The sequence below is a fragment of the Pseudomonas sp. WS 5532 genome, assembly GCF_012985445.1.
Classification (GTDB): domain Bacteria; phylum Pseudomonadota; class Gammaproteobacteria; order Pseudomonadales; family Pseudomonadaceae; genus Aquipseudomonas; species Aquipseudomonas edaphica.
The window spans coordinates 108,519-131,810 of the sequence record NZ_JAAQWK010000018.1; the positions used below are offsets into that span (position 1 = coordinate 108,519).

Annotated in this window: 22 protein-coding genes; 17 read left to right on the plus strand and 5 right to left on the minus strand. The window is 60.4% G+C overall.

The window, feature by feature from the left end:
* The first annotated feature begins 122 nt into the window (after positions 1–122).
* The 15 genes from HBO23_RS25660 to HBO23_RS25730 all read left to right on the plus strand — a co-directional run bounded on the left by HBO23_RS25660 (position 123) and on the right by HBO23_RS25730 (position 15,965).
* Positions 123–536, plus strand: coding sequence for an NADH-quinone oxidoreductase subunit A (locus HBO23_RS25660; RefSeq protein WP_003219575.1), 414 nt, complete (start codon positions 123–125; stop codon positions 534–536).
* Between the two features lie 10 nt (positions 537–546).
* Positions 547–1,221 (plus strand): NADH-quinone oxidoreductase subunit B, encoded by a 675-nt coding sequence (locus HBO23_RS25665; protein WP_012724951.1) that lies wholly within the window; start codon positions 547–549, stop codon positions 1,219–1,221.
* Positions 1,222–1,293: 72 nt separating this feature from the next.
* A complete protein-coding gene (gene nuoC, locus HBO23_RS25670) occupies positions 1,294–3,078 on the plus strand; it encodes an NADH-quinone oxidoreductase subunit C/D (RefSeq protein WP_017137515.1) in 1,785 nt (594 codons plus the stop codon).
* A gap of 2 nt (positions 3,079–3,080) precedes the next feature.
* Positions 3,081–3,578 (plus strand): NADH-quinone oxidoreductase subunit NuoE, encoded by a 498-nt coding sequence (gene nuoE, locus HBO23_RS25675; protein ID WP_003174721.1) that lies wholly within the window; start codon positions 3,081–3,083, stop codon positions 3,576–3,578.
* Complete coding sequence (nuoF, locus tag HBO23_RS25680; RefSeq protein WP_017137516.1) at positions 3,575–4,930, plus strand: NADH-quinone oxidoreductase subunit NuoF; 1,356 nt, start codon at positions 3,575–3,577, stop codon at positions 4,928–4,930. The genes nuoE and nuoF overlap by 4 nt, the downstream gene beginning before the upstream one ends.
* 134 nt (positions 4,931–5,064) lie before the next feature.
* Positions 5,065–7,779, plus strand: coding sequence for an NADH-quinone oxidoreductase subunit NuoG (gene nuoG, locus HBO23_RS25685; RefSeq protein WP_170040224.1), 2,715 nt, complete (start codon positions 5,065–5,067; stop codon positions 7,777–7,779).
* Positions 7,776–8,783 carry an NADH-quinone oxidoreductase subunit NuoH gene (gene nuoH, locus HBO23_RS25690; protein ID WP_017137518.1) on the plus strand — a complete coding sequence of 336 codons (1,008 nt, stop codon included), beginning with the start codon at positions 7,776–7,778 and terminating at the stop codon, positions 8,781–8,783. Before nuoG ends, nuoH begins: the two co-directional genes overlap by 4 nt.
* A gap of 11 nt (positions 8,784–8,794) precedes the next feature.
* A complete protein-coding gene (gene nuoI / locus HBO23_RS25695) occupies positions 8,795–9,343 on the plus strand; it encodes an NADH-quinone oxidoreductase subunit NuoI (protein ID WP_003174725.1) in 549 nt (182 codons plus the stop codon).
* Positions 9,344–9,352: 9 nt separating this feature from the next.
* Positions 9,353–9,856: an NADH-quinone oxidoreductase subunit J gene (gene nuoJ, locus HBO23_RS25700; RefSeq protein ID WP_170040227.1), complete on the plus strand. Its 504-nt coding sequence runs from the start codon at positions 9,353–9,355 to the stop codon at positions 9,854–9,856.
* A gap of 2 nt (positions 9,857–9,858) precedes the next feature.
* Positions 9,859–10,167 carry an NADH-quinone oxidoreductase subunit NuoK gene (gene nuoK, locus HBO23_RS25705; protein WP_017137520.1) on the plus strand — a complete coding sequence of 103 codons (309 nt, stop codon included), beginning with the start codon at positions 9,859–9,861 and terminating at the stop codon, positions 10,165–10,167.
* Complete coding sequence (gene nuoL / locus HBO23_RS25710; RefSeq protein ID WP_138450408.1) at positions 10,164–12,017, plus strand: NADH-quinone oxidoreductase subunit L; 1,854 nt, start codon at positions 10,164–10,166, stop codon at positions 12,015–12,017. The genes nuoK and nuoL overlap by 4 nt, the downstream gene beginning before the upstream one ends.
* Positions 12,018–12,066: 49 nt before the next feature.
* Positions 12,067–13,599 carry an NADH-quinone oxidoreductase subunit M gene (gene nuoM, locus HBO23_RS25715; protein WP_017137522.1) on the plus strand — a complete coding sequence of 511 codons (1,533 nt, stop codon included), beginning with the start codon at positions 12,067–12,069 and terminating at the stop codon, positions 13,597–13,599.
* 7 nt (positions 13,600–13,606) lie between these two features.
* A complete protein-coding gene (nuoN, locus tag HBO23_RS25720) occupies positions 13,607–15,070 on the plus strand; it encodes an NADH-quinone oxidoreductase subunit NuoN (protein WP_170040229.1) in 1,464 nt (487 codons plus the stop codon).
* Positions 15,071–15,310: 240 nt separating this feature from the next.
* Positions 15,311–15,661, plus strand: a complete 351-nt coding sequence (locus HBO23_RS25725) for a toxin (protein WP_026013737.1) — start codon at positions 15,311–15,313, stop codon at positions 15,659–15,661.
* Positions 15,651–15,965, plus strand: coding sequence for an XRE family transcriptional regulator (locus tag HBO23_RS25730; RefSeq protein WP_017137525.1), 315 nt, complete (start codon positions 15,651–15,653; stop codon positions 15,963–15,965). The genes HBO23_RS25725 and HBO23_RS25730 overlap by 11 nt, the downstream gene beginning before the upstream one ends.
* A 60-nt stretch (positions 15,966–16,025) precedes the next feature.
* Here HBO23_RS25730 and HBO23_RS25735 read toward each other — a convergent pair whose 3' ends face one another.
* Positions 16,026–17,060 carry an AraC family transcriptional regulator ligand-binding domain-containing protein gene (locus HBO23_RS25735; RefSeq protein WP_017137526.1) on the minus strand — a complete coding sequence of 345 codons (1,035 nt, stop codon included), beginning with the start codon at positions 17,058–17,060 and terminating at the stop codon, positions 16,026–16,028.
* A 203-nt stretch (positions 17,061–17,263) separates the two neighbouring features.
* Between HBO23_RS25735 and HBO23_RS25740 the strand changes: the two genes are divergently transcribed.
* Positions 17,264–18,205 carry a transporter gene (locus HBO23_RS25740; RefSeq protein ID WP_170040231.1) on the plus strand — a complete coding sequence of 314 codons (942 nt, stop codon included), beginning with the start codon at positions 17,264–17,266 and terminating at the stop codon, positions 18,203–18,205.
* 106 nt (positions 18,206–18,311) lie between these two features.
* On the opposite strand, the gene HBO23_RS25745 is transcribed toward HBO23_RS25740, so the two are convergent.
* From HBO23_RS25745 to HBO23_RS25760, 4 genes are all read right to left on the minus strand, one after another.
* Positions 18,312–19,520 (minus strand): DSD1 family PLP-dependent enzyme, encoded by a 1,209-nt coding sequence (locus HBO23_RS25745; RefSeq protein ID WP_170040239.1) that lies wholly within the window; start codon positions 19,518–19,520, stop codon positions 18,312–18,314.
* A 59-nt stretch (positions 19,521–19,579) separates the two neighbouring features.
* On the minus strand, positions 19,580–20,908 hold the full coding sequence (locus HBO23_RS25750; RefSeq protein ID WP_170040241.1) for a D-arabinono-1,4-lactone oxidase: 1,329 nt from the start codon (positions 20,906–20,908) through the stop codon (positions 19,580–19,582).
* Between the two features lie 76 nt (positions 20,909–20,984).
* On the minus strand, positions 20,985–21,338 hold the full coding sequence (locus HBO23_RS25755; protein ID WP_099548032.1) for a c-type cytochrome: 354 nt from the start codon (positions 21,336–21,338) through the stop codon (positions 20,985–20,987).
* Between the two features lie 430 nt (positions 21,339–21,768).
* A complete protein-coding gene (locus tag HBO23_RS25760; RefSeq protein ID WP_017137531.1) occupies positions 21,769–22,602 on the minus strand; it encodes an arylamine N-acetyltransferase in 834 nt (277 codons plus the stop codon).
* Between the two features lie 120 nt (positions 22,603–22,722).
* On the opposite strand from HBO23_RS25760, the gene HBO23_RS25765 reads away from it, so the two are divergent.
* A complete protein-coding gene (locus HBO23_RS25765) occupies positions 22,723–22,959 on the plus strand; it encodes a DUF6555 family protein (RefSeq protein WP_017137532.1) in 237 nt (78 codons plus the stop codon).
* Positions 22,960–23,292 lie beyond the last annotated feature (333 nt).

Here is a 23,292-nt window from a genome sequence, read left to right on the forward strand (position 1 = left end):
AATTTTACTTGCCCGGTGTTTAGCCATAAAATCACCGCGATTGATTGCAGTGCGACATATCGTCACTGCATCGTTACTTTTTCGAGCTCAGAGACCTTTGCTCTCTGTTAAGGATTTCCAGCATGACCGAAGCGACAGGACTCATGGCCCACAACTGGGGCTTTGCCATTTTCCTCCTCGGTGTTGTCGGCCTTTGTGCCTTCATGCTCGGCGTCTCCAGCCTCCTCGGGTCAAAAGCCTGGGGCCGCAGCAAAAATGAACCGTTCGAGTCCGGCATGCTGCCTACAGGTGGCGCCCGCTTGCGGCTCTCAGCCAAATTCTATCTGGTCGCGATGCTGTTCGTGATCTTCGATATCGAAGCCCTCTTTCTCTTTGCCTGGTCTGTGTCCGTCCGCGAAAGCGGCTGGACCGGATTCGTCGAAGCCCTCGTTTTCATAGCAATTCTGTTGGCAGGCCTTGTCTACCTATTCCGAGTGGGCGCCCTTGACTGGGCTCCGGAAGCTCGTCGTAAGCGGCAAGCGAAGCTGAAACAATGAGGCTTTGGCGATGCAATACAATCTCACCAGGATCGACCCGGATGCTCCTAACGATCAGTACCCTATCGGCGAACGGGAAACCGTCTCCGATCCGTTAGAAGATCAAGTCCACAAAAACATCTACATGGGCAAACTCGAAGACGTGCTGAGTGGCGCGGTCAACTGGGGGCGTAAAAACTCCCTGTGGCCGTACAACTTCGGCCTTTCGTGCTGCTACGTGGAAATGACCACCGCCTTCACGGCGCCCCACGACATCGCGCGCTTTGGCGCCGAAGTTATCCGGGCATCACCGCGCCAGGCGGATTTCATGGTTATCGCCGGCACCTGCTTTATCAAAATGGCGCCGATCATTCAGCGTCTCTACGAGCAAATGCTCGAACCGAAGTGGGTTATCTCCATGGGTTCGTGCGCCAACTCCGGTGGCATGTACGACATCTACTCCGTCGTTCAAGGGGTGGACAAGTTCCTGCCCGTGGACGTCTACGTGCCTGGCTGCCCGCCCCGCCCTGAAGCTTTTCTGCAAGGCTTGATGCTGTTGCAGGAGTCGATTGGCAAGGAGCGTCGTCCGCTTTCCTGGGTGGTCGGTGATCAAGGCGTTTATCGCGCCGAGATGCCGTCACAAAAGGAACAGCGCCGCGAACAGCGAATCGCAGTCACCAACCTGCGCAGCCCCGACGAAGTCTGATCCAGCCCCGCTTCTTTTATAGAACGAAAACCTGGCTTCATTCTTTACGTTGACCGAAAGCGATAAAAAACCATGACTACAGGCAGTGCTCTGTACATCCCGCCTTACAAGGCAGACGACCAGGATGTGGTTGTCGAACTCAATAACCGTTTTGGCCCTGACGCCTTCACCGCCCAGGCCACACGCACCGGTATGCCGGTGCTGTGGGTGGCGCGCGCCAAGCTCGTCGAAGTCCTGAGCTTCCTGCGCAACCTGCCCAAGCCGTACGTCATGCTTTATGACCTGCATGGCGTGGACGAGCGTCTGCGCACCAAGCGTCAAGGTTTGCCGAGCGGTGCCGATTTCACCGTGTTCTACCACTTGATGTCGCTGGAACGTAACAGCGACGTGATGATCAAGGTCGCGCTGTCCGAAAGCGACTTGAGCATCCCGACCGTCACCGGTATCTGGCCGAATGCCAGCTGGTACGAGCGCGAAGTTTGGGACATGTTCGGTATCGACTTCCCGGGCCACCCGCACCTGACGCGCATCATGATGCCGCCGACCTGGGAAGGTCACCCGCTGCGCAAGGACTTTCCTGCCCGCGCAACCGAATTCGACCCGTTCAGCCTCAACCTCGCCAAGCAGCAGCTTGAAGAAGAAGCTGCACGCTTCCGTCCGGAAGACTGGGGCATGAAACGCTCCGGCACCAACGAGGACTACATGTTCCTCAACCTGGGCCCGAACCACCCTTCGGCTCACGGTGCCTTCCGTATCATCCTGCAACTGGACGGCGAAGAAATCGTCGACTGTGTGCCGGACATCGGTTACCACCACCGTGGTGCCGAGAAGATGGCCGAGCGCCAGTCCTGGCACAGCTTCATCCCGTACACCGACCGTATCGACTACCTCGGCGGCGTGATGAACAACCTGCCGTACGTGCTGTCGGTCGAGAAGCTGGCCGGTATCAAGGTGCCGGACCGCGTCGACACCATCCGCATCATGATGGCCGAGTTCTTCCGCATCACCAGCCACCTGCTGTTCCTGGGTACCTATATCCAGGACGTTGGCGCCATGACCCCGGTGTTCTTCACCTTCACCGACCGTCAGCGCGCCTACAAGGTTATCGAAGCCATCACCGGTTTCCGCCTGCACCCGGCCTGGTACCGCATTGGCGGTGTGGCGCACGACCTGCCGAACGGCTGGGAGCGCCTGGTCAAGGAGTTCATCGACTGGATGCCCAAGCGTCTGGACGAGTACCAAAAGGCTGCGCTGGACAACAGCATCCTCAAGGGTCGTACCATCGGCGTCGCGCAGTACAACACCAAGGAAGCCCTGGAATGGGGCGTCACCGGTGCCGGCCTGCGTTCGACCGGCTGCGACTTCGACCTGCGTAAAGCACGGCCGTACTCGGGCTACGAGAACTTCGAGTTCGAAGTGCCGCTGGCCGCCAATGGCGATGCCTACGACCGGTGCATCGTGCGCGTTGAAGAAATGCGCCAGAGCCTGAAGATCATCGAGCAGTGCATGCGCAACATGCCGGCTGGCCCGTACAAGGCGGATCACCCGCTGACCACGCCGCCGCCGAAAGAGCGCACGCTGCAGCACATCGAAACCCTGATCACGCACTTCCTGCAAGTTTCGTGGGGCCCGGTGATGCCGGCCAACGAATCCTTCCAGATGATCGAAGCGACCAAGGGTATCAACAGTTATTACCTGACGAGCGATGGCGGCACCATGAGCTACCGCACCCGGATTCGTACCCCAAGCTTTGCCCACTTGCAGCAGATCCCTTCGGTGATCAAAGGCGAGATGGTCGCGGACTTGATTGCGTACCTGGGTAGTATCGATTTCGTTATGGCCGACGTGGACCGCTAAGCATGAACAGCACGCTTATCCAGACAGACCGTTTCACCTTGAGTGAAACCGAGCGCTCGGCCATCGAGCACGAGCTGCATCACTACGAAGACCCGCGCGCGGCGTCTATCGAAGCCTTGAAGATCGTCCAGAAGGAACGTGGCTGGGTGCCGGACGGCGCCCTCTACGCCATCGGCGAGATCCTCGGCATCCCTGCCAGCGACGTTGAAGGTGTGGCCACGTTCTACAGCCAGATCTTCCGCCAGCCGGTCGGCCGCCACATCATTCGCGTGTGCGACAGCATGGTCTGCTACATCGGTGGCCATGAATCAGTGGTCAGCGAAATCCAGAACAAGCTGGGCATTGGCCTCGGCCAAACCACTCCGGACGGCCGCTTCACGCTGCTGCCGGTGTGCTGCCTGGGCAACTGCGACAAGGCGCCGGCGTTGATGATCGACGACGACACATTCGGTGACGTGCAGCCTGCTGGCGTGACCCAATTGCTCGAGGGCTACCCATGACCCTTACATCTTTCGGCCCGGCCAACCTGATCAAGCGTTCGCCTGAAACCCACCCGCTGACCTGGCGCCTGCGTGACGACGGCGAGCCGGTATGGCTCGACGAGTACCAGGCCAAGAACGGTTACGCGGCGGCGCGCAAAGCCTTCGCCGACATGGCCCAGGACGATATCGTCCAGACCGTGAAAGACGCCGGCCTTAAAGGCCGCGGCGGTGCTGGCTTCCCCACTGGCGTTAAGTGGGGCCTGATGCCCAAAGACGAATCCATCAACATTCGCTACCTGCTGTGCAACGCGGATGAAATGGAGCCGAACACCTGGAAAGACCGCATGCTGATGGAGCAACTGCCCCATCTGCTGATCGAAGGCATGCTGATCAGTGCCCGTGCACTGAAAACCTACCGGGGCTATATCTTCCTGCGTGGCGAATACACCACCGCCGCCAAGCACCTCAACCGTGCCGTGGAAGAAGCCAAGGCTGCAGGCCTGCTGGGCAAGAACATCCTCGGCTCGGGTTTTGACTTCGAGCTGTTCGTGCACACCGGCGCCGGGCGTTACATCTGCGGTGAAGAAACCGCACTGATCAACTCCCTCGAAGGTCGTCGCGCCAACCCGCGCTCCAAGCCGCCCTTCCCTGCCGCCGTGGGCGTGTGGGGCAAGCCTACCTGCGTGAACAACGTTGAAACCCTGTGCAACGTGCCGGCGATCATCGCCGACGGCGTCGACTGGTACAAATCGTTGGCCCGCGAAGGCAGCGAAGACATGGGCACCAAGCTCATGGGCTTCTCCGGCAAGGTCAAGAACCCTGGCCTGTGGGAGCTGCCGTTCGGCGTCACCGCACGCGAGCTGTTCGAGGACTACGCCGGCGGCATGCGCGACGGCTACACCTTGAAAGCCTGGCAGCCAGGCGGCGCCGGTACCGGCTTCCTGCTCCCCGAGCACCTAGACGCACAAATGTATGCCGGCGGCATCGGCAAGGTCGGCACCCGTATGGGCACTGGCCTGGCGATGGCGGTGGACAACACCGTGAACATGGTTTCGTTGCTGCGCAACATGGAGCAGTTCTTTGCCCGTGAATCGTGCGGCTTCTGCACCCCGTGCCGTGACGGCTTGCCATGGAGCGTCAAGCTCTTGATGGCGATCGAGAACGGTGAGGGCCAGCCAGGCGACATCGAGACCCTGCTGGGTCTGGTCGGTTTCCTCGGCCCAGGCAAGACCTTCTGTGCTCACGCACCGGGCGCCGTGGAGCCATTGGGCAGCGCAATCAAATACTTCCGCTCGGAGTTCGAAGCCGGCATCGCGCCTGTCAGCGCCGCCGTCCCGCCTCTGGCAAGGCCGATCGTAGTCGGCGCGTAACGCTTTAAAGGCGAAGGGTCCGTGCCCTTCGCCTTCTCATGGGCTGACGCCGTAAAGGCTGTGTTGATGCCCATGAATAACAAGATTCCATTAGCCACGCCCGCTGACAACGGGCCAACGAAGAACTTTGAACCATGGCCACTATCCACGTAGACGGCAAAGCGCTCGAAGTCGATGGGGCAGACAACCTGTTACAGGCATGTCTCTCACTAGGCCTCGACATCCCGTATTTCTGCTGGCACCCCGCGCTTGGTAGCGTTGGTGCCTGTCGCCAGTGCGCGGTCAAGCAGTACACCGACGAGAACGACACCCGTGGTCGTATCGTCATGTCCTGCATGACCCCAGCCACCGACAACACCTGGATCTCCATCGAAGATGAAGAATCCAAGGCGTTCCGCGCCAGTGTCGTCGAATGGCTGATGACCAACCACCCGCATGACTGCCCGGTCTGTGAGGAAGGCGGTCACTGCCACCTGCAAGACATGACGGTGATGACCGGCCACAACGAGCGCCGTTATCGCTTCACCAAGCGCACCCACCAGAACCAGGACCTCGGCCCGTTCATTTCCCACGAAATGAACCGCTGCATTGCCTGCTACCGTTGCGTGCGTTTCTATAAAGACTACGCCGGCGGCACCGACCTGGGCGTCTTCGGCGCCCACGACAACGTGTACTTCGGTCGCGTTGAAGACGGCGTGCTCGAAAGCGAGTTCTCCGGCAACCTCACCGAGGTCTGCCCGACCGGTGTGTTCACCGACAAGACTCACTCCGAGCGCTACAACCGTAAGTGGGACATGCAGTTCTCGCCGAGCATCTGCCATGGCTGCTCCAGCGGTTGCAACATCTCCCCGGGCGAGCGCTACGGCGAACTGCGTCGCATCGAAAACCGCTTTAACGGTTCGGTCAACCAGTACTTCCTGTGCGACCGTGGCCGTTTCGGCTATGGCTACGTCAACCGCGAAGACCGCCCACGCCAGCCGCTGTTGGCCGGTGGCGCCAAGCTGAGCCTGGACGACGCGCTGGATAAAGCCGCCGACCTGCTGCGCGGCCGCAACATCGTCGGTATCGGTTCCCCGCGTGCCAGCCTCGAAAGCAACTACGCGTTGCGCGAGCTGGTGGGTGCCGAGCACTTCTACTCCGGTATCGAAGCCGGTGAGTTGGAGCGCATCCGCCTGGTCCTGCAAGTGCTGAACGACAGCCCGCTGCCAGTCCCGAACATGCGCGACATCGAAGACCACGATGCGATCTTCGTCCTCGGCGAAGACCTGACCCAGACTGCCGCGCGTATTGCGCTGTCGCTGCGTCAGTCGGTCAAAGGCAAGGCCGAAGACATGGCCGACGCCATGCGCGTACAGCCTTGGCTCGACGCCGCGGTGAAAAACATCGGCCAGCACGCGCTGAACCCGCTGTTTATCGCAAGCCTGGCTGAAACCAAGCTCGACGACATCGCCGAAGAATGCGTTCACGCAGCGCCGGACGACCTGGCCCGCATCGGTTTCGCCGTAGCCCACGCCCTCGACGCCAGCGCGCCTGCCGTCGAAGGCCTGGACGCTGAAGCCGCTGAACTGGCCCAGCGCATCGCCGACGCCCTGCTCGCGGCCAAGCGCCCATTGATCATTGCCGGCACCTCGTTGGGTTCCAAGGCACTGATTGAGGCTGCTGCGAATATCGCGAAGGCCTTGAAGCTGCGCGACAAGAACGGTTCCATCAGCCTGGTCGTGCCGGAAGCCAACAGCCTCGGCCTGGCCATGCTCGGTGGCGAGTCCCTGGACGCCGCCCTGCAAGCGGTGATCGACGGCAATGCCGACGCCATCGTGGTACTGGAAAACGACCTGTACACCCGCACCGATGCCGCGAAGGTTGACGCTGCACTGGACGCCGCCAAAGTACTGATCGTGGCCGACCACCAGAAGACCGCCACCAGCGAGCGTGCCGACCTGGTACTGCCAGCTGCCACCTTCGCCGAAGGCGACGGTACCCTGGTCAGCCAGGAAGGCCGCGCCCAGCGCTTCTTCCAGGTGTTCGATCCGAAGTACATGGACGCCAGCATCCTGGTTCACGAAGGCTGGCGCTGGTTGCATGCCCTGCGTGCGACCTTGCTGAACCAGCCGATCGACTGGACCCAGCTCGACCACGTGACCGCTGCTGCCGCCGCAAGCGCCCCGCAGCTGGCCCGTATCGTCGACGCTGCTCCGTCCGCCTCGTTCCGCATCAAGGGCATGAAACTCGCCCGTGAACCGCTGCGTTACTCCGGCCGTACGGCCATGCGCGCCGACATCAGCGTGCACGAGCCGCGTACCCCGCAAGACCCGGATACCGCGTTTGCCTTCTCCATGGAAGGTTACTCGGGCTCGGTCGAGCCACGTCAGCAGGTGCCATTTGCCTGGTCGCCGGGCTGGAACTCGCCGCAAGCCTGGAACAAGTTCCAGGACGAAGTCGGTGGTCACATCCGCGCTGGCGACCCAGGCACCCGCCTGATCGAAAGCACCGGTGACTCGCTGAACTGGTTCGCCGCCGTGCCGCGTCCATTCAACCCGGCCCAGGGCACCTGGCAGGTTGTGCCGTTCTTCCACCTGTTCGGCAGCGAAGAGACCTCTTCCAAAGCTGCGCCGGTGCAAAGTCGCATTCCTGAAGCCTACGTGTCCGTGGCCAAGTCCGAAGCCGATCGCCTGGGCGTCAACGACGGTGCCCTGCTCAGCCTGAACGTGGCTGGCCAGACCCTGCGTCTGCCGCTGCGTATCAATGATGAGTTGGGTGCTGGCCTGGTTGCACTGCCGAAAGGCCTTGCGGGTATTCCACCTGCGATCTTTGGCAAAACCGTTGACGGTCTGCAGGAGGCAGCGCAATGACCTGGTTCACCCCTGAAGTGATCGACGTGATCATCTCGGTCGTAAAGGCCATCGTGATCCTGTTGGCCGTGGTCGTTGCTGGCGCCCTGCTCAGCTTCGTCGAACGTCGCCTGCTGGGCTGGTGGCAGGACCGTTACGGTCCGAACCGCGTTGGCCCGTTCGGTATGTTCCAGATCGCCGCCGACATGCTGAAAATGTTCTTCAAGGAAGACTGGACCCCGCCGTTTGCCGACAAGGTGATCTTCACCCTGGCACCGGTCGTGGCCATGAGCGCCTTGCTGATCGCCTTCGCGATCATCCCGATCACCCCGACCTGGGGCGTGGCGGACCTGAACATCGGTTTGCTGTTCTTCTTCGCCATGGCCGGTTTGTCGGTCTATGCGGTGCTGTTCGCCGGTTGGTCGAGCAACAACAAGTTCGCCCTGTTGGGCAGCTTGCGGGCTTCGGCCCAGACCGTGTCCTACGAAGTGTTCATGGGCCTGGCGCTGATGGGCATCGTGGTGCAGGTCGGCTCGTTCAACATGCGCGACATCGTCGAGTACCAGGCGCAGAACCTGTGGTTCATCATTCCGCAGTTCTTTGGCTTCTGCACCTTCTTCATCGCTGGCGTCGCCGTGACTCACCGTCACCCGTTCGACCAGCCGGAAGCGGAACAGGAACTGGCTGACGGTTACCACATTGAATACGCCGGCATGAAATGGGGCATGTTCTTCGTTGGCGAATACATCGGCATCATCTTGATCTCGGCCCTGTTGGTCACGCTGTTCTTCGGCGGCTGGCACGGTCCGTTCGGCATCCTGCCGCAGTTGGCGTTCTTCTGGTTCTTCCTGAAGACCGCGTTCTTCATCATGTTGTTTATCCTGCTGCGCGCTTCCATTCCGCGTCCACGATACGACCAGGTGATGGATTTCAGCTGGCGCTTCTGCCTGCCGCTGACCCTGATCAATTTGCTGGTGACGGCTGCCGTTGTGTTGTTGAACACGCCAGCCGGCGCGGTTCAGTGAGGATTTGACCCATGTTCAAATATATTGGCGACATCGTTAAGGGTACCGGTACCCAGTTGCGAAGCCTGGTGATGGTGTTCGGTCACGGCTTTCGCAAACGCGACACCCTGCAATACCCGGAAGAAGCGGTGTACCTGCCGCCGCGCTATCGCGGCCGCATCGTACTGACCCGCGACCCCGATGGCGAAGAGCGTTGCGTAGCCTGCAACCTGTGCGCCGTGGCGTGCCCGGTGGGTTGCATCTCCCTGCAGAAAGCTGAAACCGAAGACGGTCGCTGGTACCCGGACTTCTTCCGCATCAACTTCTCGCGCTGCATTTTCTGTGGCCTCTGCGAGGAAGCTTGCCCGACCACCGCCATCCAGCTGACACCGGATTTCGAGATGGCCGAGTTCAAACGTCAGGACCTGGTGTACGAGAAAGAAGATCTGCTGATCTCTGGTCCCGGTAAAAACCCTGATTACAACTTCTATCGTGTTGCAGGTATGGCCGTTGCCGGTAAGCCGAAGGGCGCCGCACAAAACGAAGCCGAGCCGATCAACGTGAAGAGCTTGCTGCCTTAAGGAAGAAAGATGGAATTCGCTTTCTATTTCGCGTCCGGTATTGCAGTGGTGTCCACGCTTCGCGTGATCACCAACACCAATCCTGTGCACGCCCTGCTCTACCTGATCATTTCGTTGATCGCCGTGGCCATGACTTTTTTCAGCCTCGGCGCACCGTTCGCCGGTGTGCTGGAAGTGATCGCCTACGCCGGCGCCATCATGGTGCTGTTCGTGTTTGTGGTGATGATGCTCAACCTGGGGCCGGCCTCGGTCGCCCAGGAACGCGTCTGGCTCAAGCCCGGCATCTGGCTCGGCCCGGTCATCCTGACAGCCCTGCTGCTGGGTGAACTGCTGTATGTGCTGTTCGCTCACCAGAGCGGCCAGGCCATCGGCCACACCACCGTAGACGCGAAAGCCGTGGGCGTCAGCCTGTTCGGCCCGTACCTGCTGGTGGTCGAACTGGCTTCGATGCTGCTGCTCGCGGCAGCCATCACCGCCTTCCACTTGGGCCGCAACGAAGCCAAGGAGCAATGACGATGCCTGCTATCCCTTTGGAGCATGGTCTGGCGGTCGCCGGCATCCTGTTCTGCCTTGGCCTGGTCGGCCTGATGGTTCGCCGTAACATTCTGTTCGTGTTGATGAGCCTGGAAATCATGATGAACGCCGCCGCACTGGCGTTCGTTGTTGCAGGTAGCCGATGGGCGCAGCCGGATGGGCAAGTCATGTTCATCCTGGTGATCAGCCTGGCAGCCGCCGAGGCCAGTATTGGCCTGGCGATCCTGCTGCAACTGTATCGTCGCTTCCACACGCTTGATATCGACGCTGCCAGTGAGATGCGCGGATGAACATGATCTTTCTGACTTTCGTATTTCCCCTGATCGGTTTCCTGCTGCTGTCGTTCTCCCGTGGACGCTGGTCGGAAAACCTTTCTGCCTTGATCGGCGTGGGTTCCATTGGCTTGTCGGCGATCGTCGCCGCCTACGTCATCTGGCAATTCAACGTGGCGCCGCCGGAAGGCGGCCACTACACCCTGGTGCTGTGGCAATGGATGTCGGTGGACGGCTTCAAGCCCAACTTCGCCCTCTACGTCGACGGCCTGTCGATCACCATGCTCGGCGTGGTGGTGGGTGTAGGCTTCCTGATCCACCTGTTCGCGTCCTGGTACATGCGTGGTGAGGCCGGCTACTCGCGCTTCTTCTCGTACACCAACCTGTTTATCGCCAGCATGCTGTTCCTGGTACTCGGCGATAACCTGTTGTTCCTGTACTTCGGCTGGGAAGGCGTGGGCCTGTGCTCGTACCTGTTGATCGGTTTCTACTACAGCAACCGCAACAACGGTAACGCGGCACTCAAGGCCTTTATCGTCACCCGCATCGGCGACGTGTTCATGGCCATCGGCCTGTTCATCCTGTTCCAACAAGTGGGCACGCTGAACATCCAGGAACTGCTGGTGCTGGCACCGCAGAAATTCCAGGTTGGTGACTTCTGGATCACCCTGGCGACCCTGATGCTGCTGGGCGGCGCTGTGGGTAAATCCGCACAACTGCCGCTGCAAACCTGGCTGGCGGACGCGATGGCCGGTCCTACGCCGGTGTCGGCGCTGATCCACGCGGCAACCATGGTGACTGCGGGTGTCTACCTGATCGCGCGTACCCACGGCCTGTTCACCCTGGCGCCGGAAATCTTGCATCTTGTAGGACTGGTCGGTGGTGTGACCTTGGTTCTGGCGGGTTTTGCCGCGCTGGTACAGACCGACATCAAGCGTATCCTCGCCTACTCGACCATGAGCCAGATTGGCTACATGTTCCTGGCCCTGGGCGTTGGCGCCTGGGACGCGGCGATTTTCCACCTGATGACCCACGCCTTCTTCAAGGCCCTGCTGTTCCTTGCCTCCGGTGCAGTGATCGTTGCCTGCCACCACGAGCAGAACATCTTCAAGATGGGCGGCCTGTGGAAGAAACTGCCATTGGCCTACGCCAGCTTCATCGTCGGGGGTGCCGCCCTGGCCGCCCTGCCGTTGGTGACCGCAGGTTTCTACTCCAAGGACGAAATCCTCTGGGAAGCGTTCGCCAGCGGTAACCAGAACCTGCTGTATGCAGGCCTGGTCGGTGCGTTCATGACCTCGCTGTACACCTTCCGCCTGATCTTCATCACCTTCCACGGTGAAGCCAAGACCGAAGCGCACGCAGGCCACGGCATCTCCCACTGGTTGCCACTGTCGGTGCTGATCATCCTGTCGACCTTCATCGGCGCCATGATCACCCCGCCTCTGGCCGGTGTACTGCCGGAAAGCGCCGGGCATGCCGGTGGCGCCGCCAAGCACAGCCTGGAAATCGCCTCGGGCGCCATCGCCATCGCCGGTATCCTGCTGGCCGCGCTGCTGTTCCTCGGCAAGCGTCGCTTCGTGACGGCTGTGGCCAACAGTGGCATTGGTCGCTTCCTGTCAGCCTGGTGGTTCGCTGCGTGGGGCTTCGACTGGATCTACGACAAACTGTTCGTCAAGCCATACCTTGCTATCAGCCACCTTCTGCGCAAAGACCCGCTCGACCAGACCATCGGTTTGATCCCGCGCGCCGCCAAGGCCGGTCACACCGCCCTGAGCCGCAGCGAGACGGGCCAATTGCGTTGGTATGCCGCGTCCATGGCTGCCGGTGCGGTGCTGGTGATCGGTGCCATCGTGGTGGTGGCGGTATGACTATGAACATTGCGTACTTTGCGAACTTGCAAAAGGAAACGAGCCCGTCATGATTCTGCCCTGGCTAATCCTGATCCCCTTTATCGGCGGCCTGCTCTGCTGGATGGGTGAACGCTTCGGCGCCACCCTGCCCCGCTGGATTGCGTTGCTGACCATGTCCCTGGAACTCGCGCTCGGCCTCTGGCTGTGGGCGCACGGTGACTATTCATTCGCTCCGGCACCGGGTGTCGATCCAACCTTCGCGCTTGAATTCAAGCACGTGTGGATCCAGCGCTTCGGCATCAACGTGCACCTGGCCCTCGACGGCCTGTCGCTGTTGATGATTTTGCTGACCGGCTTGCTGGGTATCCTCTCGGTACTCTGCTCCTGGAAAGAAATTCAGCGTCACGTGGGCTTCTTCCACCTGAACCTGATGTGGATTTTGGGCGGCGTTGTCGGCGTGTTCCTGGCGCTGGACCTGTTCATGTTCTTCTTCTTCTGGGAAATGATGCTGGTGCCGATGTACTTCCTCATCGCGCTCTGGGGTCACAGTTCTTCGGACGGCAAGAAAACCCGGATCTACGCGGCGACCAAGTTCTTCATCTTCACCCAGGCTTCCGGCCTGATCATGTTGGTGGCGATCCTGGGTCTGGTACTGGTCAACTTCAACAACACTGGCGTGATTACCTTCAACTACGCCGACCTGTTGAAAACCAAGATGTCGCTGACCACCGAGTACATCCTGATGCTGGGCTTCTTCATCGCCTTCGCGGTGAAGCTGCCGGTGGTGCCGTTCCACTCCTGGTTGCCTGACGCTCACGCCCAGGCACCGACCGCAGGTTCCGTCGACCTCGCCGGTATCCTGCTTAAGACTGCTGCTTATGGCCTGCTGCGTTTCGCCCTGCCACTGTTCCCGAATGCCTCGGCCGAGTTCGCGCCGATCGCCATGACCCTGGGTCTGATCGGGATCTTCTACGGTGCGTTCCTGGCTTTTGCGCAAACCGACATCAAGCGTCTGATTGCCTTCTCGTCCGTTTCCCACATGGGTTTCGTACTGATCGGCATCTACTCCGGCAGCCAACTGGCGCTGCAAGGCGCGGTGATCCAGATGTTGGCCCACGGTGTTTCGGCCGCGGCACTGTTTATCCTCAGTGGTCAGCTGTACGAGCGCCTGCACACCCGTGACATGCGTGAAATGGGTGGCGTGTGGTCGCGCATCGCGTACCTGCCGGCCATCAGCCTGTTCTTCGCCGCCGCATCCCTGGGCTTGCCGGGCACCGGTAACTTCATCGGCGAGTTCCTGATCCTGATGGGTTCGTTCGTACACACGCCGTGGATCAGCGCCATTGCTACCTCGGGCCTGGTGTTTGGTTCGGTCTACTCGCTGATCATGATCCACCGCGCCTACTTCGGCCCGGCCAAGTCCGACACCGTCCTGCAAGGGATGGATGCTCGCGAACTGATCATGGTGCTCGGCCTTGCGGTGCTGCTGATCTACATCGGTGTGTACCCGCAACCGTTCCTGGACACTTCTGCCGCGACGATGCATGGCGTGCAGCAGTGGATCGGCACCGCCTTCTCTCAACTCGCTTCGGCCCGGTAAGAGCGCTATGGAATTCACGATCCAACACTTTATCGCGCTTGCGCCGCTGCTGATTACCAGCCTCACCGTTGTGGCGGTGATGCTGGCAATCGCCTGGCGCCGCAATCACTCGCAAACGTTCCTGCTGTCGTGTGCCGGTCTTAACCTGGCCCTGCTGTCGATCATCCCGGCACTCAAGGTCGCGCCATTGGCCGTGACCCCGCTGATGATGGTCGATGACTTCGCGCTGCTGTACATCGCGTTGATCCTCGTTGCCACCCTGGCCTGCGTCACCCTCGCCCACGCCTACCTCGGCGAAGGCGGCACCGGCTACCCCGGCAACAAGGAAGAGCTGTACCTGCTGATTCTGCTGGCTGCGGCCGGTGGCATCGTGCTGGTCAGCGCTCAGCACCTGGCCGGCTTGTTCATCGGCCTGGAACTGCTGTCGATCCCGACTTACGGCCTGGTGGCCTACGCCTTCTTCAACAAGCGCTCGCTGGAAGCCGGCATCAAGTACATGGTGCTGTCGGCGGCCGGTTCCGCGTTCCTGTTGTTCGGTATGGCGCTGCTCTACGCAGAGGCCGGCAACCTGAGCTTCACCGGTATCGGTCACGCCCTGGCGACCACCAACATGCCTGCACCGATTGCCCAACTGGGCCTGGCGATGATGCTGATCGGCCTGGCGTTCAAGCTGTCCCTGGTGCCGTTCCACTTGTGGACCCCGGACGTGTACGAAGGCGCCCCGGCGCCAGTGGCGGCGTTCCTGGCCACCGCGTCCAAGGTTGCCGTGTTTGCTGTGATGGTGCGTCTGTTCCAGATCTCGCCTGCGGCCAACACCGGCGTGCTGAGCACCGTGCTGACCGTGATCGCCATTGCGTCGATCCTGTTCGGTAACTTGCTGGCCCTGACCCAGAACAACCTCAAGCGTCTGCTCGGTTATTCCTCCATCGCGCACTTCGGCTACTTGCTGATCGCCCTGGTGGCGAGCAAAGGCCTGGCCGTGGAAGCCATGGGCGTGTACCTGGTCACCTACGTGATCACCAGCCTGGGCGCATTTGGCGTGATCACGTTGATGTCCTCGCCGTTCAAAGGTCGTGATGCCGACGCCCTGTACGAATATCGCGGCCTGTTCTGGCGCCGTCCGTACCTGACCGCCGTGCTTACCGTGATGATGCTGTCCCTGGCCGGTATCCCGCTGACCGCAGGCTTTATCGGCAAGTTCTACATCGTGGCTACCGGTGTTGAAGCCCATGAATGGTGGTTGGTTGCATCCTTGGTACTGGGCAGCGCCATCGGCGTGTTCTACTACCTGCGCGTGATGGTCACCCTGTACCTGATCGAGCCAAACCTGCGCCGTGTGGATGCCGAGTTGCACTGGGAACAGAAGGCAGGCGGCGTGATGCTGCTGGCCATCGCCCTGCTCGCGTTCTTCCTGGGCGTGTACCCACAACCGTTGCTCACCCTGGTGCAGCACGCGGTACTGGGCGTTTGATCGCTTAGCTTGATGCAGTAAACGAAACGGCGCCTTCGGGCGCCGTTTTGCGTTTCTGGACTTTCAATTCTTTTGCCCTCCCCTGTGCGCTGAAATTTCCTTCCTCCTCTACCTCTTTGTCTGGCATCTAGCCGCTGAACCTAGCCGTATGGTGATTGTGTTTTAGGAAAGTTCCCACAGCCAGGTCACTTGACCCCGGGCGCGTGGGCCACCACACTATACGCAGGCTACGTACAGAACATGGATGCTCTATTTATCGAGTTGCCGGCCTTTGAACGGCATCGCAGGGACTATCTGAGTGACGAGCTATTCCAAGGCTTTCAACAGGAGTTGATGAAGAATCCGCAAGCGGGCGACGTCATCGAGGGAACCGGCGGGTTGCGCAAGGTCCGTTTCGTCGATGAGCGACGCAACAAAGGCAAACGCGGAGGCTTGCGGGTCATTTACTACTGGTGGTCGGGCGGCACGCAGTTCTGGTTATTCACCCTGTACGGCAAACACGAACAGGATGACCTTACCCCCAATCACAAGAAAGCCTTAAAACACATGCTGGACAGGGAAATCAAAGCGAGAACACATCATGAAACGTGAAATCTTTTCCGAACTGGTCGAAGGCTTCGACGCCCTGGCCGAAGAACGCCAAGGCAAAGTCACCCTGCGGACCCACAAGGTCCATCTCAACAACCTGGCCCCCCTGAGCGCCGAAGAAGTGGTGGCCGTGCGCCAACAGCTCAACCTCTCGCGCTCGGTGTTCGCCATGTACCTGCGTACCAACGTGCGCACCCTGGAAAACTGGGAACAAGGCCGGGCCAAGCCCAACGCCCAGGCCACCACCTTGATTCGGCTGGTGGCGCGCTTTCCGGAAACCGTGGCGCAGCTCGCGGCCTTGGGTTGATGGACAAAGCCCCGACAGGTTCGGGGCTTTTTCATACAGGCTTATCGGCTACCCCGAGGACTAGGCCCCTCCTCCTTCGCCACGAAACGCACTCGGGCTCACCCCTGTCCAGCGCTTGAAGGCCCGCCGAAAACTGCGCACATCGCTATAACCGACTTCCTCGGTAATACGTTCGATCGACAGCCCCGGATTCCCCAGCAACCCCATGGTACGTGCACGTCGCACTTGCTCCTGCAACGCTTCGAACGTCAGCCCGTGTTCGGTCAGGCGCCTGCGCAGGGTGCGCCCACTCATGTTCAAGTCGCCGGCGACCTTCTCCAGCTGGCTGCCCTGCAAATCCCGCGAAATAGCGCGTTCAACGGCCTGGATCAGGTCCATCTTCTGGTGTAACTGCGCGCTCTCCAACTCCAGCAACTCCAGGGCCTGGCGCAACGCCAAGGCGTGGTGATTAGGCAGGCGTTTATCCAGCCAATGCGGGGCCAGCACCATGCGATTGTGCAGGCAGCCAAAGCGCACATCCGCGCCAAACAGGCGTTGGTACTCAGCCTGGTAAGGCGGCGCAGCGTGCACGAACTCCATGCGCAGGGGCATAAACGTCTCCCCCACGAGCGCGCGGCCATACACCATCAGGCTGGCGAAGAACTCTTCGGCCGCAAACACCTGCACCTCGGCAAACGGCAGCAGGCATTCGACGTCGACGTGTACTTCTTCCAAGGTCTCATGGGTACGGGTGGTGGCGATGCCGCCTGAGGTGTGCTGATGGCGCTCGCCAATGGCAAATGCATCGCGCAGGGTTTTGCACAGGGAGATCACATGGCCGAGCAGGCCGAGGGTGCCCAGCACGTTCTGATGCCCCACCCACAGGCCCAGCCCCTGATCGGGAAGCACCTTGAGTGCGCGCTGGATCATCGCCACAGCCTGGCGATAGGAAATACGCTGGGCCGGGTCATCCAGGTCGGCCAGGGTAAACCCCAGGCCTCGGCACAACGCTTCGGCATTCGCGCCCTTTTGCGCTACCACGTGCCCGAGGGTCTGCAACAGGAAGGGCGACACCAGCGCCAATTCAAATTGCGGGTCAACGGCTTTCCTTTGCATGGCTCACGGGTTCCCGACTGAGTACTTCAGTTCTTGTTTTAGAAACATCCTGTTAATCATAGGCGCTTGCAAGAGCCGCTGCATCCTGAGTGAAACCTGTCCGGCAAAGTCCCCCTATCTGGCCGCCAAAACCCTGCCCCGCCGGGCGCTGAAGGCATATTTCTAACGTCAGCGGTGCCCTAACAATAATAAAGAGGCCAGACATGAACCCCACCCGTGCACTTCCCCCCCTGCAACTGGCGTTGTTGAGCCTGCTCAGCCTGCCGGCCCTGGCCACCGAAGGCGGCGTCGACAACATCGGCCCCGGCACCGATGGCTTCTACATCCTGCCGCTGGACGTGAACAACCTGCCCGACCATATGTTCGCGTTCAACCTGTATTACAACCACTACCAGGCACGCAAACTGGACATCAGCTCCCTCGGCGGCAAGGTCTCGCAAGTGCGGATCAAGTCCGACGCGATCATCCCACGCCTGGACTACCTGAGCCCCGTGCGTGTGTTCGGCGGGCGCCTGGGCGGCTACATCGCCCAGCCGTATATCAAGCAACAGGTGTCGCTGTTCGGTATGTCCGACACCCGCGAAAGCATGGGCGACAGCACCCTGGCGCCGATCATCCTGTGGGACATGGGCAAAAACCTGACCCTGGCCGCCGCCGTGGAATTCACCCTGCCCACCGGCGAATACGACGCCACGCGCCTGGCCAACACCAGCAACAACTTCTACACCTACAAGCCGCTGGTCTCGGCGACCTGGATGCCCAATGAACGCACCGAACTGTCGATCAAGACCACCTACAGCTTCAACGAAGAAAACCACGACACCGACTACCGCTCCGGCCAGATTTTCCATTTCGACTACTCGGCCAGCTACAAGGTGACCGACAACCTGAGCCTGGGGGTCAACGGCTATTACCTCAAGCAGATCACCGACGATAAGCAGTACGGGCGCACGGTGGTAAACATCTATGGTGATGAAGTGAATGATGGGGTCAAGGGACAAGTGTTTGCCATTGGCCCGGCGGTGTATTTCACCTTCTTGAAATACGCCAGTGCAGAGGTGCGCTGGGCTAAAGAGTTTGATGTGAAGAACCGGCCGGAAGGCGATATGTTGTGGGCCAAGCTCACCATTCCCTTTGCCCTGTAAAAACCCGACTTGAAACAGGAACACTGACTTGTGTGGGAGCTGGCTTGCCTGCTCCCACACAAGCCAGCCCCCCACAATCACACTCCCACATTTCGAGCGCTTTGCGTCAGGCATAAACAGGCCAGGTCTCGACGATTTTCCCGTCCCGCACCCCCAGCAAATCCCCAAACTGCAACAACACAAACTCACTCTGGGTCGGGCGCAAAAACACTTGATCCTCAATATTCAATCCCACCGCTGGCGAGCCGTTGACCATCTCCTGATTGGAACTGCGCCCAAACAGCTCATTGCTTTGCAGCCCCTGCGGCGACTCGAATTGCGCCATCCAGTTACCGCCATAAATAAAGAACGTCTCGCGCTGATTCGGATCCCACCACGAAAACACCCGCGACTTGCCATCCAGCGCCGGAATCTCCACCGACCCGGTGCTTTTCAACACTGGCGTGGCGATAAACGCTGCCGGCACATGCTCGCTCAACGACGGCAAATCGTAATGCGTGGGCTTGAGCAACGCGGTACCCACCGACACCTCGGTACTGAGTGTTTCCTGCTCGTGAATCCGATAGCTGGGGCTGCCAGCCGTGTTCAACGTCAGCCCCTCACGCCATAACCCGGCAAACTGCTGACGGGTGAAATCAACATGGCCGTTGTAGCGCTGCATCACCTGCTCAAACAGCGCTTGGGGCGAACCGAGAATACCCGGCACGCCCATGCCCACAAACGGGTCGTAGCCCATAAATCCGGCAAACTCCAAGTGCTGCGGGTTGGCGCTGATCAGCGTGAGCATCCGCCCCAGCACCGCGTTATCGCTAATGCCGCCGCGATGCAGCCCCACATCCAGCTCGATGTTCACCCGCAACCGCGTGCCCAACCCTTGCGCCAACGCCAGGTAGTGCTGCAACCGCTCTGGCGTGTCCAGTAGCCACTGCAATTGCCTGGCCGGGTCAAACGGGCCTTTATGGGTTTGATAAAACAGCTCGGCCGAGCGCACCGGCAACGGCTTGCCCATGAGGATGTCGGCCTCGGGAAACACCTGCGCATCGTGGTTCAGAAACGGTTGATGAAACGACATCAGCCGCGCAGTGCCCGCGCGCTTGGCGATATACGCCAGCAACCCCGGCGACGGCAGCGACTTCTCCACCAGGCGCAAATGCTTGCCACCACGCTGCACCGACTGCATCACCACGTCGATATTGTGATCAAGGCGGTCCAGGTCTATCAGCATCACCGGGCGCATCGGTCCATGGGCTTTGAGTTCATCATTAAGGCTGCGGAAATACTCGCTGTACGGGCCGCCGCGATCACTGGGGCGCAGCCACCAGCCACCCGCCACTGCCGCCACTGCGGCGCCCAGCACAAAATGTCGGCGTTTCATCAGGCCACTCCCAGGATGGATTGCAGGTGCGCATTGAGGAACTTGCCGCTCGGGTCCAGCTCGCGGCGCACGCGGGTGAATTCGTCCCAGCGCGGGTACAGCGGCTGCAAGGTGCGCGCGTTAAGGGTGTGCAATTTGCCCCAGTGCGGGCGGCCGGCGTACTTCCAGAAAATCGGCTCCACGGCGGCAAAGAAGTTGTGATGGTCCATGGCGTAATGCTGATGGACCGAAATCGAACAGCTGTCGCGGCCTTCGAACATGCTCAAAGGGATGTCATCGGCCTTGACGTAGCGATACTCGATAGGAAACCAGGTGCGCAGGTCCTTGTCGGTGATCAGCTTGAGGATTTCCCGCAGGCACGCCGGGCCATGTTCGGCGGGCACCGAATATTCCATCTCGTTGAAACGCACGTTGCGCACATTGGCATAGACCTGGAACGACTCGGCCACGCGGTCCTGGAAGCTGGCAAAAAAACGCAGGCTGTTGAGCAAGGTGCGGCGGGTGCCCGGGAAATCACTGCCATACTTGTCGAGCTTTTCGATGATCGACACAAACTCATTGCCGCCCGCCTCCGCCGGGTCGACGGGAGGCGTTTCGGGGTCATCGGTTTCGTTGAGGGCGATGGACAGCGCGTAGTCGGAATGGGTGACCACGAGCATTTCCCAGTGCTGGTTTTCGCGGGTGTTCTTGTGCACATCCTCCAGCAACTCTTCGGTCTTGGCGATCCACTGACGCTCACGCAAGCGGTACGGTGCGCGGTTCTGCGAGCGGATCTGGGTGACCACCCCCAGCGCACCGAGGGACACGCGGGCGGCGCTGAACAGCTCGGGATGGCGTTGCGCATCGCAGTCCAGCACGGCGCCTTGGGCGGTGACCAGTTGCAGGCCGGTGACGCAACCGGAATACGAGGTAAAGCCCACGCCGGTGCCATGGGTGGAGGTGGAAATCGCCCCGGCCAGGGTCTGGTAATCGATGTCCGCCATGTTCGGCAGCGCCTGGCCGATGGCCTTGAGCGCCGGGCCCATGCGCGACATCGGCGTGCCGGCGGCAAAGGTCGCTTGCAAGGTGGCGGGGTCATGGTCCAACAACCCATTGAAGTAACTCAGCGACAACAAGGTGCCGTCGGTGGGCACCAGGGCACTGAACGAATGTGCCGAGCCTACGGGCCGAATAGTGCTCGGTGCCTGGCGAATCATTTGCACCAATTCATCCAGGTCTTTGGGCGCCAGGCGCGCCAGCGGCAGGCAGGTCTGCGCGCCCGACCAGTTACGCCACGGGATCAACCGTGGCGCGCGGGCCAACTGGGCCAGTACCGGGTTGCTCGACAGGGCCAGAAAAACCCCGGCCACTGCCGAGCGTTGCAAGAGTTGCCGCCGTGAAAACGCCATCCACCACCTCTTTTTATTATTGGAGTTGAACACCGGCCATAAAGCTGATCAGCGCCAGAAACTGCGCTTCGGAACACTGCATGCACAGCCCCATCGGCGGCATGCCGTTGTAGCCGTTGATGCTGTGATCCAGCAGCGTGTCGGCGCCCTGGGCGACGCGCGGGCTCCAGGCAGCCTTGTCACCCGCCAACGGCGCGCCGGCCGCCGGGTTGGCGTGGCATAGCTTGCAGCTGGTGTCGTAGACCTGGGCCAGTGCCGGGTCGGTGGGCACGGTCGTGGTCGCAGCAGTGCGTTCGGGGGCAGGTTTGGGCGTGTCGTCACAGGCCGTCAGCAGGCTGAGTACGAGCAACAGTAACGCGGTGCGGGGCATGGCCACCCTCTCTTATTGTGCAGTGGAAGCTGTTTGCACACTAAGGCAGCGAAGGCAGGGCGTTGAGGGTTTTGGGGGACACAAAGGGGGCTTGGGCGGACAGTCGAATGCTCGGCGTAAGGGTTGGTGCGGTCCTTGAGGTCTACCGTGTCGCTGCCCACCTTCGAGTTTGAAATCGTTATAGCTGCCCTGCAGGCCCAGGACGGAAATCGGGCCAGTCGGTGCTGCGGCGAACACCACAGCAGGCGCGGTGACCAGCGCCAGCAGTGAGGAACCCTTGAGGAATTTTCCGAATAGCTTGGACATCGTTTTACATCTCCTTGTCTGGTGAGCAAATTATTCAGGAACCGGTTCGAACCTCGGCTTTTGCCAAAGGCTCGAATTAATTTGCATTGACATGAAGGTAAAACGGTTCAGCGAAGGCTCTAGCTCAAGGCTCCCTGGAGTTTTCCATTACTAAGCCATCAAGGGTTTGGCGAAGCTGCGGATGACTTGGCAAACGAATACCGAAGGTGCCCTGCAGCAATTCCAGTAACTCATCAGCACTCTCGACTGCGCGCTTTTCGCTGGGCTGGTCAAGGCAGTGAACCGCGTAATTGGCATTGGCCAGGGTATGGCGTTTACCCGGTGCCAATCGCGCCGCTTTCAGCTGACCGACAAAAACGGAAGCCGGGTGCGTCGACACGTACCAATTGCCGATGGTGTAGTCGATATCGGCCTGCACTTGCAGGTCGAACACATATAAGCCACGCCATTCCTCACCCACCTGCGCCCACAGGGTGTAATCGGCACCGTTGAAGGTCAGGCGATAAGGTTCATGGGCGGTGGCCTGGGGCACCTCGGTATCCAGCTGCAACGGACTGCTGGGCACCATGCCGCCGAAACCGACATCGGTGACATAACGCACGCCGTCCAGGGTCACCAGGCTCAGGCGATGGGTGCGCCCGGTGCGCGCATCAGGCGGCCCGCCCATCACCACCCAGCCGGTAAGCCCGCGGGCGTCGAAGCCCAGCTCCTGCAACAGCGCCAGGAACAGGTAGTTAAGCTCGAAACAGTAACCACCACGCCCGTCCAGCAAGACCTTTTGCTCGATGCTGGGCAGGTCAATCGGCACCGGTGAATGCAGCAATGTCGACAGGCTCTCAAAGGCGAAGGTGCACACGTGACGCAGCTGCAGGTCTTGCAAGGTTTTGAGCGTGGGTGGCGGGGCTGAGTCGTAGCCCAGACGCTGCAGGTAGAGCTGGCTGTGAGTCAATCGGGACATGGCGCGATCCTTGGGCGCGTGGCGGATGCGTCACTATGCCGCGCCAGTGTGCGACTTGTCATTTTGAGTGAACCTTTTTGAACGCCCGCCTATCCATCTATAACAAGACAGGGAGGCAACATGAGTACCGCAAAAATCTACACCATTCACTATCAACTGCACGGTCAACCGAAGTCCTTTGTGGTACGCGCCGAAGTGATGAATAACGCTGAAGCGTGGCATTGGGCGGCGGTCGATGCTGATATTGCCCATGTCAGCCGCATTGGGCGCGTGGGTCATGAGCAGGTCAAGAAAACTACCCGGCCTTGGGCGGAGAAGTTTGGGATCAGCGAGGTGACCTGGGTGCCGCCCAAGTAGGTTTCGTTTGGATGTGATCAGGCCCCGCTTTTGCGGGGTTTGGTTTGTGGGGGGTGTTGGGGGGTGTGTATATCCGTTATTTAGGTAACGGCGGCTTATGGTTCCGCTCTTACAGCGGCTCACTTTTCGAAGGACCGAAAAGTAAGCAAAAGGTCCTCGCCCCAACACTCGGTGCCTCGCTGTGGCTCGGCATGCCCGCAATCCGCCAGTGATTTGGGGGGCCGCCGCGATGGGCCATCCTTGGCCCAGCGCGGCTAAACCGGCATCCCTGCCGGTTTACCCCCCAAATCCCTGTCAGATTCCGGCCATCGTGTTTGACGGGGCGATTTCAGA